The sequence below is a fragment of the Pseudogracilibacillus amylolyticus (SeqCode) genome (genome assembly GCF_051918545.1).
In the GTDB taxonomy this organism is placed as follows: domain Bacteria; phylum Bacillota; class Bacilli; order Bacillales; family Amphibacillaceae; genus Pseudogracilibacillus.
In genome coordinates this window covers 1-16,271 of record NZ_JBPPZG010000079.1, presented here as the reverse complement: position 1 = coordinate 16,271, position 16,271 = coordinate 1, and the positions used below count along the sequence as shown (strand labels likewise).

At 36.3% G+C, this 16,271-nt stretch carries 21 protein-coding genes and 1 riboswitch; of the genes, 10 read left to right on the top strand and 11 right to left on the bottom strand.

Annotated features, from left to right (window positions below; genetic code table 11):
- Both bioA and bioD read right to left on the bottom strand, forming a co-directional pair.
- Positions 1–1,027: adenosylmethionine--8-amino-7-oxononanoate transaminase (gene bioA / locus ACPYKA_RS10440; RefSeq protein ID WP_479542241.1), on the bottom strand; the 1,027-nt coding region annotated here is incomplete at its 3' end.
- A gap of 5 nt (positions 1,028–1,032) precedes the next feature.
- Complete coding sequence (gene bioD / locus ACPYKA_RS10435) at positions 1,033–1,743, bottom strand: dethiobiotin synthase (protein WP_479542240.1); 711 nt, start codon at positions 1,741–1,743, stop codon at positions 1,033–1,035.
- A 116-nt stretch (positions 1,744–1,859) separates the two neighbouring features.
- Here bioD and ACPYKA_RS10430 point away from each other — a divergent pair, with 116 nt between their 5' ends.
- Genes ACPYKA_RS10430 through bioF form a run of 3 tightly spaced genes read left to right on the top strand, consistent with a single transcriptional unit; the run spans position 1,860 to position 4,247 of the window.
- Complete coding sequence (locus tag ACPYKA_RS10430) at positions 1,860–2,354, top strand: hypothetical protein (RefSeq protein WP_479542239.1); 495 nt, start codon at positions 1,860–1,862, stop codon at positions 2,352–2,354.
- A complete protein-coding gene (locus tag ACPYKA_RS10425) occupies positions 2,338–3,096 on the top strand; it encodes a 6-carboxyhexanoate--CoA ligase (RefSeq protein WP_479542238.1) in 759 nt (252 codons plus the stop codon). The genes ACPYKA_RS10430 and ACPYKA_RS10425 overlap by 17 nt, the downstream gene beginning before the upstream one ends.
- Entirely contained in the window at positions 3,093–4,247 is a 1,155-nt protein-coding gene (gene bioF / locus ACPYKA_RS10420) for an 8-amino-7-oxononanoate synthase (RefSeq protein ID WP_479542237.1), read from the top strand. The genes ACPYKA_RS10425 and bioF overlap by 4 nt, the downstream gene beginning before the upstream one ends.
- Before the next feature lie 77 nt (positions 4,248–4,324).
- On the opposite strand, the gene ACPYKA_RS10415 is transcribed toward bioF, so the two are convergent.
- Positions 4,325–5,494: a hydroxymethylglutaryl-CoA synthase gene (locus ACPYKA_RS10415; protein ID WP_479542236.1), complete on the bottom strand. Its 1,170-nt coding sequence runs from the start codon at positions 5,492–5,494 to the stop codon at positions 4,325–4,327.
- 158 nt (positions 5,495–5,652) lie between these two features.
- The gene (locus tag ACPYKA_RS10410; protein ID WP_479542235.1) at positions 5,653–6,495 is read right to left on the bottom strand and encodes a VOC family protein; all 843 of its coding nucleotides are present in this window, start codon (positions 6,493–6,495) and stop codon (positions 5,653–5,655) included.
- Between the two features lie 247 nt (positions 6,496–6,742).
- Between ACPYKA_RS10410 and ACPYKA_RS10405 the strand changes: the two genes are divergently transcribed.
- Positions 6,743–7,330, top strand: coding sequence for a class D sortase (locus ACPYKA_RS10405; RefSeq protein ID WP_479542234.1), 588 nt, complete (start codon positions 6,743–6,745; stop codon positions 7,328–7,330).
- Between the two features lie 72 nt (positions 7,331–7,402).
- On the opposite strand, the gene ACPYKA_RS10400 is transcribed toward ACPYKA_RS10405, so the two are convergent.
- The gene (locus tag ACPYKA_RS10400) at positions 7,403–7,720 is read right to left on the bottom strand and encodes an ASCH domain-containing protein (protein ID WP_479542233.1); all 318 of its coding nucleotides are present in this window, start codon (positions 7,718–7,720) and stop codon (positions 7,403–7,405) included.
- 201 nt (positions 7,721–7,921) lie between these two features.
- Between ACPYKA_RS10400 and hemQ the strand changes: the two genes are divergently transcribed.
- Positions 7,922–8,665, top strand: coding sequence for a hydrogen peroxide-dependent heme synthase (gene hemQ / locus ACPYKA_RS10395; protein WP_479542232.1), 744 nt, complete (start codon positions 7,922–7,924; stop codon positions 8,663–8,665).
- A gap of 50 nt (positions 8,666–8,715) precedes the next feature.
- Here the strand turns inward: hemQ and ACPYKA_RS10390 are convergent, their stop codons facing one another.
- Together ACPYKA_RS10390 and ACPYKA_RS10385 are read right to left on the bottom strand one after the other, a co-directional pair.
- Positions 8,716–8,943 carry a YdbC family protein gene (locus tag ACPYKA_RS10390; protein WP_479542231.1) on the bottom strand — a complete coding sequence of 76 codons (228 nt, stop codon included), beginning with the start codon at positions 8,941–8,943 and terminating at the stop codon, positions 8,716–8,718.
- A gap of 299 nt (positions 8,944–9,242) precedes the next feature.
- Entirely contained in the window at positions 9,243–9,689 is a 447-nt protein-coding gene (locus tag ACPYKA_RS10385; protein ID WP_479542230.1) for a DUF2512 family protein, read from the bottom strand.
- 92 nt (positions 9,690–9,781) lie between these two features.
- On the opposite strand from ACPYKA_RS10385, the gene ACPYKA_RS10380 reads away from it, so the two are divergent.
- Positions 9,782–10,177, top strand: coding sequence for a ribonuclease HI family protein (locus ACPYKA_RS10380; protein WP_479542229.1), 396 nt, complete (start codon positions 9,782–9,784; stop codon positions 10,175–10,177).
- Positions 10,178–10,183: 6 nt separating this feature from the next.
- Here ACPYKA_RS10380 and ACPYKA_RS10375 read toward each other — a convergent pair whose 3' ends face one another.
- On the bottom strand, positions 10,184–10,582 hold the full coding sequence (locus tag ACPYKA_RS10375) for a hypothetical protein (protein WP_479542228.1): 399 nt from the start codon (positions 10,580–10,582) through the stop codon (positions 10,184–10,186).
- A 203-nt stretch (positions 10,583–10,785) separates the two neighbouring features.
- A riboswitch (TPP riboswitch) is annotated at positions 10,786–10,888 on the top strand.
- Positions 10,889–10,976: 88 nt separating this feature from the next.
- Between ACPYKA_RS10375 and tenA the strand changes: the two genes are divergently transcribed.
- From tenA to ACPYKA_RS10355, 4 genes are all read left to right on the top strand, one after another.
- Positions 10,977–11,660, top strand: coding sequence for a thiaminase II (gene tenA, locus ACPYKA_RS10370; RefSeq protein ID WP_479542227.1), 684 nt, complete (start codon positions 10,977–10,979; stop codon positions 11,658–11,660).
- A gap of 75 nt (positions 11,661–11,735) precedes the next feature.
- Entirely contained in the window at positions 11,736–12,740 is a 1,005-nt protein-coding gene (locus tag ACPYKA_RS10365; RefSeq protein WP_479542226.1) for an ABC transporter substrate-binding protein, read from the top strand.
- 15 nt (positions 12,741–12,755) lie between these two features.
- Positions 12,756–13,520 carry an ABC transporter permease gene (locus ACPYKA_RS10360; RefSeq protein ID WP_479542225.1) on the top strand — a complete coding sequence of 255 codons (765 nt, stop codon included), beginning with the start codon at positions 12,756–12,758 and terminating at the stop codon, positions 13,518–13,520.
- Complete coding sequence (locus ACPYKA_RS10355; protein WP_479542224.1) at positions 13,520–14,272, top strand: ABC transporter ATP-binding protein; 753 nt, start codon at positions 13,520–13,522, stop codon at positions 14,270–14,272. Before ACPYKA_RS10360 ends, ACPYKA_RS10355 begins: the two co-directional genes overlap by 1 nt.
- Positions 14,273–14,294: 22 nt before the next feature.
- Here the strand turns inward: ACPYKA_RS10355 and ACPYKA_RS10350 are convergent, their stop codons facing one another.
- From ACPYKA_RS10350 to ACPYKA_RS10340, 3 genes are all read right to left on the bottom strand, one after another.
- Positions 14,295–14,450 (bottom strand): hypothetical protein, encoded by a 156-nt coding sequence (locus tag ACPYKA_RS10350; RefSeq protein ID WP_479542223.1) that lies wholly within the window; start codon positions 14,448–14,450, stop codon positions 14,295–14,297.
- Positions 14,451–14,713: 263 nt separating this feature from the next.
- Positions 14,714–15,322, bottom strand: coding sequence for a 3'-5' exonuclease (locus ACPYKA_RS10345; protein ID WP_479542222.1), 609 nt, complete (start codon positions 15,320–15,322; stop codon positions 14,714–14,716).
- Positions 15,323–15,744: 422 nt separating this feature from the next.
- Positions 15,745–16,271, bottom strand: a 527-nt coding sequence (locus ACPYKA_RS10340) for a group II intron maturase-specific domain-containing protein (RefSeq protein WP_479542221.1), incomplete at its 5' end; no start/stop codon positions are given.

The window sequence follows — 16,271 nt, the reverse complement described above, 5'->3', positions numbered from 1 at the left end:
GGATTAGATTTTCTTTTTCAAACAATTCTAAGTTAGCTAAAGCAGCTGCACAGCCTAATTGGTTTCCAGTATACGAATGCCCATGATAAAAGGTTTTCCCTTCATGATAATCTGCATAAAATGCCTTATAAATCTCTTCACTTGTTAATGTTGCTGCAACTGGTAAATACCCCCCTGTAATTCCTTTAGCAAGCGTCATCATATCTGGCTTGACATTTTCATGTTCAACAGCAAACATTTTACCCGTACGACCAAAACCTGTCGCTACCTCATCTACAATAAACAAAATATTATATTTCCGACATAATTGCTCGAGTCCTTTTAAATATCCTTTTGGCATGACATTCATTCCACCTGCCCCTTGCATGATGGACTCAACAGTCATTCCAGCAATTTCCTGGTGGCGTTCTTTAAATAGTTCTTCAAGTTCATGAAGCGATTCTTCACAAACGACACGTTCATCTCCAGAAGGATGACGATAAACATGTGGAAAAGGAACAACAATTGCATCAAATAAAAGTGACGTATATACACGATGATAAATATCGATAGAACCGACACTCATCGTTCCAACTGTATCACCATGATATCCATTACTTAACGTAACAAATTTCTTTTTATTCGGTTGACCGATATTTTGCCAATATTGATACGCCATTTTAATCGAAATTTCAACAGATGTTGCACCACTATCCGAATAAAAAACACGTGTTAACCCTTCAGGTGCTAGGTCAACAAGTTTTTTCGCAAGTAATACTGACGGTACATTCGCTGCTCCAAGTAACGTTGAATGAGCAATTTTATCTAATTGTTGCTTAATCGCATCATTAATCTCTTTTTTACGATGACCATGAACATTTAACCAAAGGGATGAATATCCATCCAAATACTCTTTTCCTTCAATATCTTTTACACGTACTCCGTCCCCGCTTTCGATGATGAGTGGATCGTTTTCATAGTCAGTCATTTGTGTAAATGGTAACCACATATGTTGTTTACTTAATTGTAAAAGTTTATCCGCATTCATTTTTGTTACCTCCCAGACTCTATTATTTTTCGATTCCAGTCTTTAGTTAATGCGATACGATGCTCTTTTTCTGGCAATAGATATTCAATATTTTTAACAAATGGAACGGTACCTACAACAGGTACATTCGTTAATTGTTCAATCATTTTTACATTATCTAACTCTAGAGATCGATCTTCTTTTCCTGTTCCATTTAAAATAACACCTATTATTGGAATCTTGTACGCTTCTAATGCTTTGATCGATAAAACGGTATGATTTATCGTTCCTAAGCCAGCTTCTCCGACTAAAATAACGGGAAAATCAAGTTCTTTGATGAAATCAATCATCGAGTAGCCCTCTTCTGTAATAGGAACATATAACCCTCCTGCACCTTCAACGACAATCCCATCATTGTTTTTCTGAATATCTTTTATATCTTGATGTATTTTCGCTAGATCGTAGTCTATATTCTCATTTTTAGCTGCTAAATGTGGAGAACTTGGTGTTTGTAACAAATATGTATAAGGTTTATTCCTTGTTGAAACATTCCCTATCAGTTTATATATCTCTGGATCTGCTGCAAGTAATTTCCCATCTATTTTTTCTGCACCTGTTTGAATTGGCTTATAGGCAAAAATGCGTCGATTATTATTCTTTAAAAAGTCGGTAAGTAGTGATGTTACAATCGTTTTACCTATACCAGTGCCTGTTCCTGTCACAAAAAATTTCAGCATTTAATCCCCCCTTTTTTATTGTAAACCAATTTACAAATAAGTTAACATATATTATGATAACTCACAAGTAAGAATTTCAAAATTATAGAAAATGAATCGAAAAAGGAGGAAATTTATTGAACAAAAACGTGTACACTCTTGTTGAAATCAGTTTACTTGCCGCATTTATCGTTGTTACCGGTTCTTTTAAAATACCTACTGGAATTCCTGGAAGCGAATTTCAATTGTCTGCACCAATCGCTATTGCTATTTGTGCAGTGTTTGGTTTTAAAAAATATCTTATCGCAGGCATTATGTCTAGTTGTATTTTGTTTATGCTTGGAATTCATACATTATTTAATATTGAAATCGCCATGGTATATCGAATCGTAGGAGGTGGGATTGTCGCCATTTTTGGTACACGACTTCCCGTCCTAATCGTTGCAGGCCCACTTGGAACACTTGCAGCCAGAACTGTACTCGCCCTAACATTACAAATTCCAGCACTCTCCCTTATTATACCGGCTATTCCAGGGATGATTTTTACAGCACTGACGAGTTATCCATTGATGAAAATTATTCGTCGAGTTTATGAACGAACAGGAATGAAAAAGTATGAAAAAGTGGTATAGTGTTCGAATGCGTTCGAGTAAAGGAGGTTCTCACGAAAACGGTGGTCAACATATCTCCGGAGCTGAACGACTCGTTGCACCTGTCGATTTGGAAGCAACAACGACAGAGATGATTCGTCGGGCAACAATGCACACACGTGGAGAAGCAGATTTTATTTCATTAAAAATAGAATCGATTCAACCGAGTGAAATCCAATACATTCACCCTTTATGCGTAAAGGAAATCATAAATGAAAGTCATCATACAACAAAAAAAGTATTGCAGGAACAATTAGTGTCCTCACCTATTCCACAAGAACTCCTTTTCTCTTTATATGATTGGATCATTCAGGATAACGTTACAAGAGGGGCTGCCGTTATTGATATTAATAGTGGTAAACGCATGGATCCTATGATAGATCGTGGAGTACGTGTTTCCCATTTTGATTGGGACAAAGAGTTTAAAGACAAATGGTCGACAGAAAAGCTTGGTGTCTATAACGAAAGACGAGCAGAAGCAATTGCCTTAGCTTCGAAAGTCGCCGCAGCTGGTACAATTTGCGAAATCTGTTGTTCTGATGACCCGGAATATACAACTGGTTATCTTACATATCAACATAACTTCATACGCATTCCAAATATGAAACAGAAAAATTCGCCATATGGCGGACGTGTGTTTTTTATCGATGCGAAAAAATTAGATATCGATGAATACATTCATTATTTAGAAAAGACACCCGTTTTTATTGGAGGGATTTCATGAACGATTGGATTTTTAAAGAATGGGAAAAGATGCAACACTCTCCCCTATTACGACAATTAATGGTCACGGATAGAAACAGTCCAGAAACTATAATAAATGGGAAACGAAAAATTTTAGCTGCTTCCAATAATTATTTAGGACTCGCAACAGACGAGCGTGTCATTACAAAAGCGAAAGAAGCATTGGACCGCTTCGGAACAGGTAGTGGTGGTTCGCGCTTAACGACAGGGAATTTACCGATTCATGAGCAGTTAGAGCGAGAACTTGCTCGGTTTAAACAGACGGAAGCATGTCTTTTATATTCGAGTGGATTTTTAGCTAATCTTGGTGTTATTAGTGGATTAAGTGATAAAGAAACAATTATTTTTAGTGATGAATTAAATCATGCCAGCATTATTGATGCCTGTCGTTTAAGTAAAGCAAAAGTCGTCGTTTATTCTCACAACGACATGCAAGATTTGGAAGAAAAGTTAATCGACTATCGCACTCATTCAAAAAAAATAATTGTGACAGATGGCGTATTTAGTATGGATGGTGACATTGCACAACTTGATGTGTTACATTTTTTAAAAGAAAAATATAATGCACTCTTAATCATCGACGATGCCCATGCAACTGGGGTCATAGGTGAAAATGGTCGTGGAACAGCTGATTTTTACCAAGTAGACGTAGATGTGACAGTAGGAACATTAAGTAAAGCATTAGGAAGTGAAGGTGGATTTGTTTGTGCAAAGCAAGAAATAATTAAGTTTCTTATTCAAAAATCCCGTCCGTTTATTTTCCAAACGGCACTCGCTCCCGCTTCCGTTGCCGCAGCACTTATGAGTGTCCATATCATCCAAACGGAACCACAAAGACAGAGACGATTATTGGCAATCGGTTTGAAATTACGAAAAGCATTATCCTCATTCGGGTATACGATTCCCAACGGACATACACCGATCATTCCAATTATTATCGGTGAACCAGACGATACGGTACGTTTCCAAAAAGCACTCGATGAACAAGACATATTTATTCCTGCTATCCGCCCACCAACAGTTCCTAAACATACGAGCCGTCTTCGATGTACGCTAATGGCAACCCATACGGATGAACATATTCACACGATTATCCATTCGTTTAAAAAGAAAAGCGAGCAAAAAGCGTAGTTTTAAATCTGCTTTCATTAATCGAAGAAAAAATACGTAAAGAATTAAACTTCTTTACGTATTTCTTCTTTAAGGTGTTATTTATTTTTATTCGTATATTGACGCATATGCTCTTTGATTCCAGTGAGACAGATAGGCGCTGGATCGTTCGTCGTATCTAAGTCTACGCTTGAACCATCAGTAGGTAGTGATTCTTCAAAAATCTCTTCGTATTTAGAAACGGACAATTCCGTACGGTTATTAAGTAAATTCGTATGGTGATCTATCTTTAAGAAATCCCGATAGTTCGGTTGTAATATTCCAGAGAAAAATTCACCAACAGCTCCTGAACCGTAACTGAATAAGCCAATTCGTGACCCTGCCTCAAGCTCCTTTTGCTCTAAAAGCGACAATAAACTTAAATAAAGTGATGCTGTATAAATATTTCCAACTTTTCGGCTATACAATGTGCTTATCTGATAGTTTTCTTTTAAACGTTCTTGAACGTCCGCCGAACCTTCATCCAAAATCGTTCGTAACGCTTTTAATCCCATTTTTGTATAAGGTAAATGGTAGCAAATCGCTTCAAAATCCGCAATAGTTAAACCCGTTTTTTCCTTGTATTCATCCCAAACATGTCCAAAAAATTCCAAATATTGTTCATTAGAATACTTTCCATCGACAAACGCCACATCTGAATACGTTGGACGCCAAAAATCCATAATATCTTTTGTCAAATAAGCACTAGCATCATCAAGTACCATAATCCTTGGATCAGCGCTAATAATAAGCGCTACAGCGCCCGCTCCTTGTGTTACTTCTCCAGGTGTATTTATACCATACCGGGCAATGTCGGAAGCAAGAACGAGCACTTTACTTTCTGGATTTAATGCAATATGTCCTTTGGCAAGCTGGATCGCTGCAGTCGCTCCATAACAAGCCTGCTTCAACTCAATCGTACGAGCATTTGGTTTGAGCCCTAGTAATTGATGTACATATACCCCAGCAGATTTTGAATGGTCGATCCCTGATTCTGTTCCAAACATGACAAAATCTATTTTTTCCCGCGCTTCATCATCTAAAATTTGCAGCGCCGCATTTGCTGCCAGTGTCACAGGATCCTGTGTAATTGGAGCGACAGCCATTTCATCCTGCCCGATTCCTATCGTAAATTTTTCTGGTTCTACATTTCTTGCCACAGCTAGTTTATTCATATCCACATAATACTGTGGTGTATAAAAACCAATTTTATCAATTCCAATCTTCAATTCTCTTTCTCCTTTTCTAACTTTCTCGTATTGATAGTATGTGAATAATTTCACGTATATACCTATATATAGTTATTTTCTCATATCATATTAAGAAAGAAAAGAATTATTAATAAAAAGTTGGATTTGAACGATTACTCTCTGTCAGCTTAATTATATTAAACTACTAAATGGATTTTATTTCCTGATGGATCTGCAGTTATGACAATATCCTTGTTCTTCTCAACACTCGCCCCCATTTCCTGCAAATTCCTAACAACTTCATCCCGTGCCGCCTCATCTTCGAGCACGAGCGTCATCCAGTTTAACCCAGCACTATCTTCTTTTGGCGCCGGTGCACCTTCCCCGTTCCAAACATTTAAACCAAAATGATGGTGATAATCATTTGTCGACATAAAAAGTGCTCCCGGATAACGAGTAACGACCTTAAATCCGAGCCCTTTTTCATAAAATGCCTCAGTTTCTGCCAAATTTTTTACATGCAGATAGACGTGTCCCATAATCGTACTCTCCGGAAGTCCATTCCAATCACCAGCTTCCGCCAATAACCCTTCCCCATCAAGTGGATCTGTCGTCATTTTCACTTCCTCATTTGACCACTTCCACTCATCAGCAGGCCGGTCCCGGTAAATTTCAATTCCATTTCCGTCCGGATCATCAATATAAATCGCTTCACTCACCTGATGGTCTGCTGCACCTAATCGATATTCCTTTTCCAATAAATGCTTTAAAAAACTTCCTAAATCAGTCCGACTCGGAAGAAGAAGTGCGAAATGATACAATCCTGTTGTTCGCTTTTCTTTTGGCAGTACTCTGTCCGGCTCTTCCAAAATAACTAAAGGCGTCTTTCCATCTACAGTTAAAATCACTTCCCTGCCCTTTTGTGATAGGATCTTAAAGCCAACTATATCTTGATAAAATTGAAGTGACCGCTCTATATCCGTTACACGCAAACATACCTGTTTAACAAAGCGACTCGGCTTTTTGTGAAATTTCTTCATAAAAATTCGCTCCCTCTCATTACTTACTAATAGTATATAGGTAACTTTTAATTAGTGCTTACATTTTGCTTTGCGAAATACGTTAGGGAGAAACAGAAGAATATCCTAAAAGCATTTTTATTATGCTGAAATAGAAACGATTCATACAAAATGATCAGCATTTTTTATATTTTACATAAAATCAATTGCAATAGATGAATTGTGCGAGTAAAATATTGGTAATGATATTACAGGAGGACTTATTATTGTGTTTCGGTTTATTTCGTGGCTTTTTATTGTTGTAGGTGCTTCCTTACTTTTATACGGTGGATATCAATTATGGGATTCTCATGTGAGTGAAGGCAAACGGTTAGAAGAAGCAAAGTCTATCATTAACGATGATATTTATGAAGAAAATACAGAAGATATAAGTAAGTATTATGAAGATATAAAAACAGGAGACACGATCGGTTTATTTTATATTCCAAGACTTGACCGTGAAATTCCGATAATTGAAGGAACAGATGAAGATGAACTAGCCCAAGGAGTCGGCCATTACAAAGATACCGGCTTTCCCGGTGAAAATAGACAAATTTTATTATCAGGACATCGCGACACCGTATTTCGTCAGTTTGGAGAACTAGAACACGGGGATGAGCTGCATATTAAAATGGAACATGGAACTTTTATCTATGTCATTCATGATCATGAAATTGTGGACGCTGATGACCGGACCGTCATCGATCCAAGTCGTGAAGATGAATATTTAACTGTATCAACATGTTACCCATTTTCATTTATCGGTAGTGCACCAGATAGATATGTTGTGTACGCATATCCGAAAGCGACAGAATAATCCCATAAAATATTAGGGAATTTTTTCAATCCTACATAAAAACTCATCGCAATTTTTGCGATGAGTTTTTCGTTATGATCCTTGTTTAAATTCGTGCACCCATACTTCTAAGTTCGGATTCCATACAGAACCATCATGAATGGACGTAATCGCCTGTTTATATTCTTCCAAACTTGCATATCCTTCTTGTTTGGCGTTTTCTTCGGTTACTTCTCCTAACTTTTGCTTGTACACATTTTCCAGCATAAAAATTTCGCCATCTACTTCCCATGTGTCTCCAATATTTCCAAAGCGATTACTTCTTCGAACGGCAGTTTTCTCGCCTTTTTTCATTTTTTCAATATCTTCAAGTCTTGTCACTAAGCTCGTAAGTTCATATTTATATTCCATTACGATGCCCTCCTATACTGTCTCTTCCATTATACAGAGAAATCAATAATTTGCCTATTCAATTCCCCACAACTCTTAAAAAGTCAATTTCCATTCAAATTATCTCCCTAAAAGTGTGATTTAAATCACACTATCCTAACAAGATCACTATTATCATAGATACTATGAGATATATACTCACACAATGTAGGAGTGATTAATATGGTAGAGACAGTAGAAACATACGATGGATGGTATTCCTTACATGATTTTAGAACGATTGATTGGGAAAAATGGCAAGCAGCTACTGATACGGACCGTGAAAAAGCATTACATGAATTTCATACCTTACTTGATAATTGGCAAAAAACGGAGGACAATAAAGAAGGCAGTCATCAGCTGTTTTCAATCGTTGGTCAAAAAGCGGACATTATGTTTATGTTTCTAAGACCAGAAATGAAAGATTTAAATGAACTGGAAAACGCGTTTAACAAAACAGCAATTGCTCATTATATGAAACCCGCTTATTCCTTTGTATCGATTATTGAAAAAAGTTCTTATACTAAACCTGAAATCGATCCTTATAAAAATCCGGAAATGTTGAAAAAACTATATCCGACGATTCCAGATTCAGAATATGTCTGCTTTTATCCGATGAGTAAATTACGTGGAGAAACAAATAACTGGTTTACATTAGAAAAAGAAGCACGCGGCAAAATGATGTTCGACCATATTAAAACAGCCAAACCATTTACGGAAGAAATAAAACGGATTATCACTGGATCAATTGGACTCGACGACTATGAATGGGGAGTCACCTTATTCTGTGATGATCCACTTCAATTTAAAAAACTAATTTACGATACCCGTTTTGATGAAGTAAGTGCAAAATACGGTATTTTTGGATCGTTCTATATTGGAAATTTACTTCCAGCAAATAAAATAGATCGCTATTTTTCAGTTTAAGAAATGAAAAAGTAACCGCATGTTGGTTGTGGTTACTTTTCTTATTATGATTAATCCAGTTCTTTTACATTATGTAATGCTTCTTTTAATTTTCCTAATTCATCTAAGCTAAACGTAATACCTTTTCCCATTTTCGTATGATCTTCTGACCAATCACGAATATCGTATTTTGGCTCCCTACCGTTCCAACTAACCAAATTTAATTCTTTCTTCCAACCCTTCGATCCTTCAGATAATACGGCGACGGTTTCGATAATTTCAAAGTTAAATGCGGACATTCGATTTTCTCTCCTTAATCATGACAAATTAATGCGACATTATGCATAAGGTGCACGCCACTAAGCATTTTTTTGAGTGACTACGCATCTTTTCGAGCCACTAAGCATCTTTTTTAGCCACTACGCATCTTTTCGAGCGACTCTGCATGATGGTCTGACCACTCGGCATCTTTGTAGGTGACTCTACATTAAAAATCCAATTTATAAAAATAATTATATCATCACTTAAAGGAAAAATACTCATTTATCTAAAAAAAACAAGCATGGATTCATCCACGCTTAAAAGTTTAATGAAATATTTATTTTTCCTTCCGTTCCTGTTCAATTTTTGTCGCCGCTTCTACATCCGATTCATCCGCGATTTCAGTCTGAAACCTTGTAGGAATGGGTGCTGGACGATCTGGTTCATGAACTCTATCCATCATATAAATATGGAAAACAGCCTCAGCAGCTGCTGCAATATATGCTGCAGCAAATGCCGGTAATAAAATGGAAGCCGTTCCTTCCACAACCAAGTTTCCTAAAACTAAATAAAGAACGAAATACGCAGCAAAATCCGCAACTGCTGCCACTGCTTTATTGATCCTTGGTAAAATAAACAGATCGCCAATATAAATAATTCCCGCCACCACTAACGTCATCAAAAGCAGGCGTCCAATTGTAGCATTAAAAAATATACCAAATATTGAAAACGTAATAACCCCAACACCAATAAATTTTATGACAAACGCCTTTAATTGTTCCATAAAATACCAAACACCTCTTTTTATCTCTTAGTATTTGGTAAAATATAATTTTTATACTATGGTAGAGATAGAAGTTTTAAAGGAGCGTTTTTATGATCGAGGTATATACAGATGGAGCATCAAACGGAAACCCTGGGATCAGCGGTGCAGGAGTTTATATCAAAGCTTATGGAAAACAATACGAATATTCGATTCCTCTTAAAGAAATGTCCAACCATGAAGCAGAATTCCATGCTGTAAATAAAGCATTAGAAATTTGTCTGGAAAAATTCCCCGATGAAATTTTATCCTTTCAATCAGATTCGCAAATAGTTGTCACAGCGATTGAAAAAAGGTTTGCCAAAAATCCGATTTTCAAGCAATTATTAGATGAGATTATGGAAAAAGCAAATCATTTTCCACACTTTTTTATTAAATGGATTCCAGGCAAACAAAATTTTCATGCCGATCAATTAGCAAAAAAAGCAATTCAAATACAGCAAAAATAGCTGGAACTATTGCTCATTGGTTCCAGCCATTACTTTAAAAATAAAGGAAGATTTTGCTGTATAAATTAAACTAAAAATCATGACTAATATCCCTATAGCCGCAAAAATAAACTTAAGTTCTCTGACCTCACTAATTCCCGCAACAAAAAGTGATATGAAGCCGACAAACCAAAGCCATAAGAATATCGGATTCGTTTTAATCTCAATCCTTGCATTTTGATTAACTTCGAATTCCTTACTAGCACTAAAACCCTGTTTCGCCCTAAGTTTAATACTGTTTTTGTCTGTCTGAATCAAATATTCCTCACTATTTTCTAATTTTTTTACCAGTTCACCATCAACTAGTAAAGAAATTTTCATTGCCGCACCCATGAATCCTGTTTTTCGTTTTACCTTTACTTCCAAACAAGTTCCCCCTTTGCTATTTATTAATTAGAGTATACCATTTTTGCTAATTATTATAGATCTTCCGAACGGGAAAGCCCACTGTCTTTTACTAATAAAACCACTTCTCTAAATGAACGAGCATTTCGAGACTGATAAGAAACATGGTAAGGAACTTGACTTATCCGAAATCTCTGATAGCATTAGTTTCAAATTAATAATTATTTTTCTACTAGGGGCGCCGGTATGGCTGAGATAAATGTAAATTTAGCACCCTTAGAACCTGATCTGGTTAAGACCAGCGGAGGGAAGTAGAATTCGCAAAATAATTGCGCTATTTTTTAGTGCATTAATTTTGAGAGTAGCTTCCTTCTACTAGTCTTTTAGAAAAAAAAGATTAGAGGAGGATTTTTTTATGAAGTTTACAGATCAATTGAAAGAAGCAACGAAGGAAAGTTGGGAGCAAAGTTTAAACCACCCTTTTGTCCAAGGGATTGTGAAGGGAGATTTACCGTTTGAGACTTTTAAGTTTTATATTTTACAAGATATTTATTACTTAAAACATTACGGTAAAGTGCACGCTATCGCTGCAAGCCAAGCAGATGATTTTCAACTTACAGCAAAACTTGCAGATAAAGCCCGTTATACAGCTGAAGCTGAGCTAACGGTACATAATGAGCATGCAGAAATTTTAAATATTACAGACAAAGATATTAAAAATTTCAAACCAGCTCCAACTGCATATGCGTACACATCGCATTTGTATCGGGCGACAATGACTGGTAGCTTAGCACACTCTGTAGCGGCGATGTTGCCATGTTACTGGCTCTATGCAGACATTGGGAAAAAGAATGAGAACGCAAATCCGGAACCAGAAATTTATCGAAACTGGATTAATATGTATGCTGGTGACAGATTCCAAAATTCGACCAATGAAATGATTGATTTGCTTAATACGCTCGTGGAAGATATGAGTGAAGATGAAAAAGAAAAAGTGAAAGAACAATTTGTCCTTGCAAAAGAATACGAGCTCCACTTCTGGGAAATGTCCTACACAAAAGAAACATGGCTGTCGAATAAAAAACATTCATTGAGCTAATTCGAACCGGAATAGCGCAAGTGTATGAAAGACAGTCGCTATACTTCTTAATTTATTTTTCCAGGAGGATCTTTAATGAAACGTTTTGTAACGACGATGTTAATTGCATTACTGAGTTTTATTCTTGTTGCTTGTAGCAGTGAAAAAACGGAAAAACAAAATGAACAAGTAAAATCAGACATAGGAGGTAAAAAAGTTTCCCTTTTCCTTGATTGGACACCAAATACGAATCATACCGGAATTTATGTTGCAAAGGAAAAAGGATTTTATGAAGAACTTGGACTAGATGTAGAAGTTTTACTTCCAGGTGAAGTGAGTGCAGAACAATTGGTAGCAACGAACAAAGGAGAGTTCGGTATTAGTTTCCAAACCGAAGTAACGCAAGCACGTGCACAGGATTTACCTGTTGTATCCATTGCAGCAATCATCCAGCATGACACAAGTGGATACGCTTCTCCAATTGACAAAGGCATCGAATCTCCGAAAGATTTTGCTGGAAATGTATATGGTGCTTACGGTTCCTTACTGGAAGAATCAATGATTGATCTTGTCATGTCACGTGACGGAGCAGATAAAAAAGATGTAGATATTGTGCAACTTGGTAATTCTGACTTTTTCATTGCAACACAAAAAGATATTGACTTTGTTAGCATCTTCTATGCGTGGACAGGAATTGAAGCGGAAATAAGGGATGTTGAGCTCAACTTCATTCAAAAGACTGATTATGCAGATGAACTTGATACGTATTCACCTGTAATTGTAACAAGTGAAAAATTGATCGATGAAGACCCAGAAACGGTGCAAGCATTCGTGGAAGCAACATTAAGAGGGTATGAATTTGCAATTGAAAAGCCTGTTGAAGCAGCAGAAATTTTAATTGCAGCTGAACCAGATTTAGATCCGGAACTTGTAAAACGAAGCCAGGAATGGTTATCTCCTCGTTATCAGGATGACGCGGAAAAATGGGGAATTCAAGATAGCGGTCGTTGGGAAGTTTTTGCAAAATTTATGTTTGAAAACGGCATAATCGAAAAAGAGATTGATGCAACTGAGGCATTTACGAATGAATTTATTAAGTAATCGGAGAATCTGCTTATGAAAAATAAATTTCTTTTAAAAAGCTGGCGACCTGCTGTTGCAATGGTAATTTTTATTGCCATATGGGAATTTTCTACTAGGGTTTTTCAAATAGAAACTTGGGTACTTCCCGCTCCTTCCGTTATTATATTGGAAATGCGGGAAGCCCTTCCTGCTTTTTTTCCGCATATGGTTTCTACCGTGAAGCTGGTTATGATCGGCTTTTCCCTAGGGACAACGATTGGACTTGGTGTAGCTACTCTTCTTCACCATTCCAACAGATTACGCAAAACGATTTATCCGTTTTTAATTTTATCGCAAAATATTCCGATTATCGTTTTAGCTCCATTATTATTAATTTGGTTCGGTCTAGGGGACACACCGAAAATAATCATTATCGCGATGACATCATTTTTTCCAATTGCTGTCGCTACTTTAAGTGGGTTGGGGCAGACAGATCGAGAACTTTTGCATTATATGAAAATGATGGGTGCATCAAAACGACAGTTATTTATGAAACTGGAATTTCCTCATGCGTTGCCGTCTATATTCTCAGGGATAAAAATTTCTGCGACGTATAGCATTTTAACTGGAGTTGTAGCAGAATGGCTCGGTGCTCAAAAAGGGATTGGCGTTTTTATGACACTTGCCTCCTCCTCGTACCGGACACCGCGTGTGTTTGTCGCGATTATTTTCACAATGATGCTTAGCTTAAGTTTTTTCGCACTAGTACTTTTGATGGAACGCCTTATTATCAAATGGAACAGAGAGGAAATCGAGTAATGAAACTTACCATAAAAAATATTAGTAAGTCATTTGGTTCTAAAAAAGTTTTGCAAAATATTTCGCTGGAGATCGAAAAAGGAGAATTTGTTTCATTGCTCGGCCCTTCAGGTAGTGGGAAAAGTACGTTATTTAATTTGATCGGTGGCTTACTTACTCCTGATGAGGGTGAAATTTTCCTTGATGAAAAAGTTATTACTAATCAATCAGGATATATCAGTTATATGCCACAGCAACCTTCCCTGTTTCCATGGCGCACAGTAATCGATAACGCCGTTTTAGGACAAGAATTATCGGGACAAACCGATGTAGAACTTGCGAAAAACTTGCTTGAAAAAGCAAACTTAGGTGATATGATCCACGCCTATCCACACCAACTTTCCGGTGGGATGAAGCAGCGTGTTGCATTTATCCGTGCTCTATTAAGTCCACAGACAATTATGTGTTTAGATGAGCCGTTCTCTGCACTGGATGCTTTTACCCGCTTCGACATGCAAAAGTGGCTGCTAGAAACATGGGAAGCATATGAACAGTCGATCTTTTTTATTACGCATGATATTGAAGAAGCATTGTTTTTATCGGACAAAATCGTTATCCTTTCTACGAGTCCTGCTGAAATAAAGGAAATCATTCACGTACCATTTGAGCGCCCTCGTGATGAGTCGTTATTACTCAGCTATTCCTTCTTAGATTGGAAGAAAGAATTGACTGAGAAAATTGAAAATGATAGCGAAAAAAGAAAAATAAGCTGAAACTATACAGCTTATTTTTTCCTTAACGACGTTTTCGCTTATTTTTCTTGCCGTGAATATTGACAAATTCACTTTCTTCCGCAGCCTCCACATCATGTTTCGGACTTGTATCGTATTTTTTTGCAATATTTCTTTGCTTCCCTTTATCCTTATTACGATTTTTATTTTCCTCAGACATCTAAGAAACCTCCTTGTTTCATTTCACATTTACTATGTGCAGTCTGAAAGGAAAATATGAAATTAAACGAAAAAGGGACTCGTGAATCTTGCCCCCGCAAGCGATCAACTATTAATATTCAACAGTTTTATAATACAGGCGTGAATATTGTTCACACATTTCGACTCGTGTTATATGCATTGATTATCCTTATTTCTTTTCATACAATTCGGTTTTAACATAATTAAATTTATTTGCTTAACCGAAGTTCCAACCACTTGTATTTAAAATAATGAATCTTGTTTATATTCCCTTGTTGCAATACCACACAGTCTGACTAAATCATTTAAACTTATATCACCAATCTCCTTTTCTTCTATAATTTTTATGAATATATAACTAGTAACAGTTGCATCGTATAAGGCTCTATGTCTTTTCATATGCTTTGTTGTCTTCACTAAATCACCTAATTTAAATCGATCAATAAGATCATCGAGTTTATGGCTTTGATGATTGCTATAAAGACGACGTGATAATTTCAATGTATCAATGATTATTGGATTATATGTGGGAAATTTTCTTTTTAAGAGCCTCCAATCCACGTTAACATTATGACCAATAAGAATAGATCCATCTAAAAAGTCCAATAAATCTGATTTAATATCATCAAAAGTTGGGGCGTTCTTTACATCCTCATCTTTAATATATACCCATGGTAACTTAGGAATAGGGCGTTTAGGATTAATAAGACTGTGAAAATAAGAATCTGGTTTAACAACTCCCTTTATTATCGGTACAGCTGCCACTTCAAGTATGTCTTCATTTTCTTTTTCTTGTCCACCAGTTCCTTCTAGATCAATTACAATATAATTGAATTTATCCCACCTTCTCATAAAATAGAACTCCTTTCTGAAAATATCTTCTTTACTAACACTCATCAGATTCGTTTGCTCAAGCTATAAGACATATATTTAATGCTGACTTATCATAATCTATAAACAATGATTAATTAATTATTTATACACTCATATTCCATTTTTTATTATTCGTCATATATTTTTCCAGTTCCGATTACAGGGTATCATTAGAGTTAATAGATTACAAGATGAATATATGGGAATCTTATCGACAAACTATGACATTATATAAATAAAAACTAAGTGAAAATTAATTTTCTTTAACAAAATCCCTACTGTGTACAATTCTTTTTAAAATTACAGGTTCCTTCTTTTTTCGAAAATCGAGTAGAGGGGAAAATTAATTTTCCGCCCCTCTCACACCACCGTACATACGGTTCCGTATACGGCGGTTCAATTTATATTACAGTATGAACTTCTAGATAGTGGTCTAAGGCAAAGGGGATGCCCCTTTGTTTTAGACGCTTGTTGGATAGAGCTCTATGGACAACTTTCGATTTTCCAATGAATCGATATCCCTTTCGACAGTATGTCAGACCCTTCGCCTCTTCTTCTGGAATTCCAAGTTGAACAAGAGATTTGATTCTCTTTTTATTGTTCTTCCATTGCTTCCAAATGATGACTCGTATTCTAGAGCGCAATTTTGAGTCTATTGTTTCAAGTACTTTCTTCATGTTGGCTATTTTGAAGTAATTTACCCAACCGAAAATAACCTGCTTTAATTTAATGATTCTGTCATCTAAGGAGATACTGTGGTTGCGTTTTGTTAGTTGTCTCAATCTTCTTTGGAATTTCTGAATTGATTTCCTGTGTGGTCTTGGTTGATATTTCTTTTTATTTGAGTCATAGTAAAATCCAAAACCCAAAAACTTTGTTTTTCCAGGTCGAGAGATTTTACTCTTTTCCACATTTACAATTAGCCCTA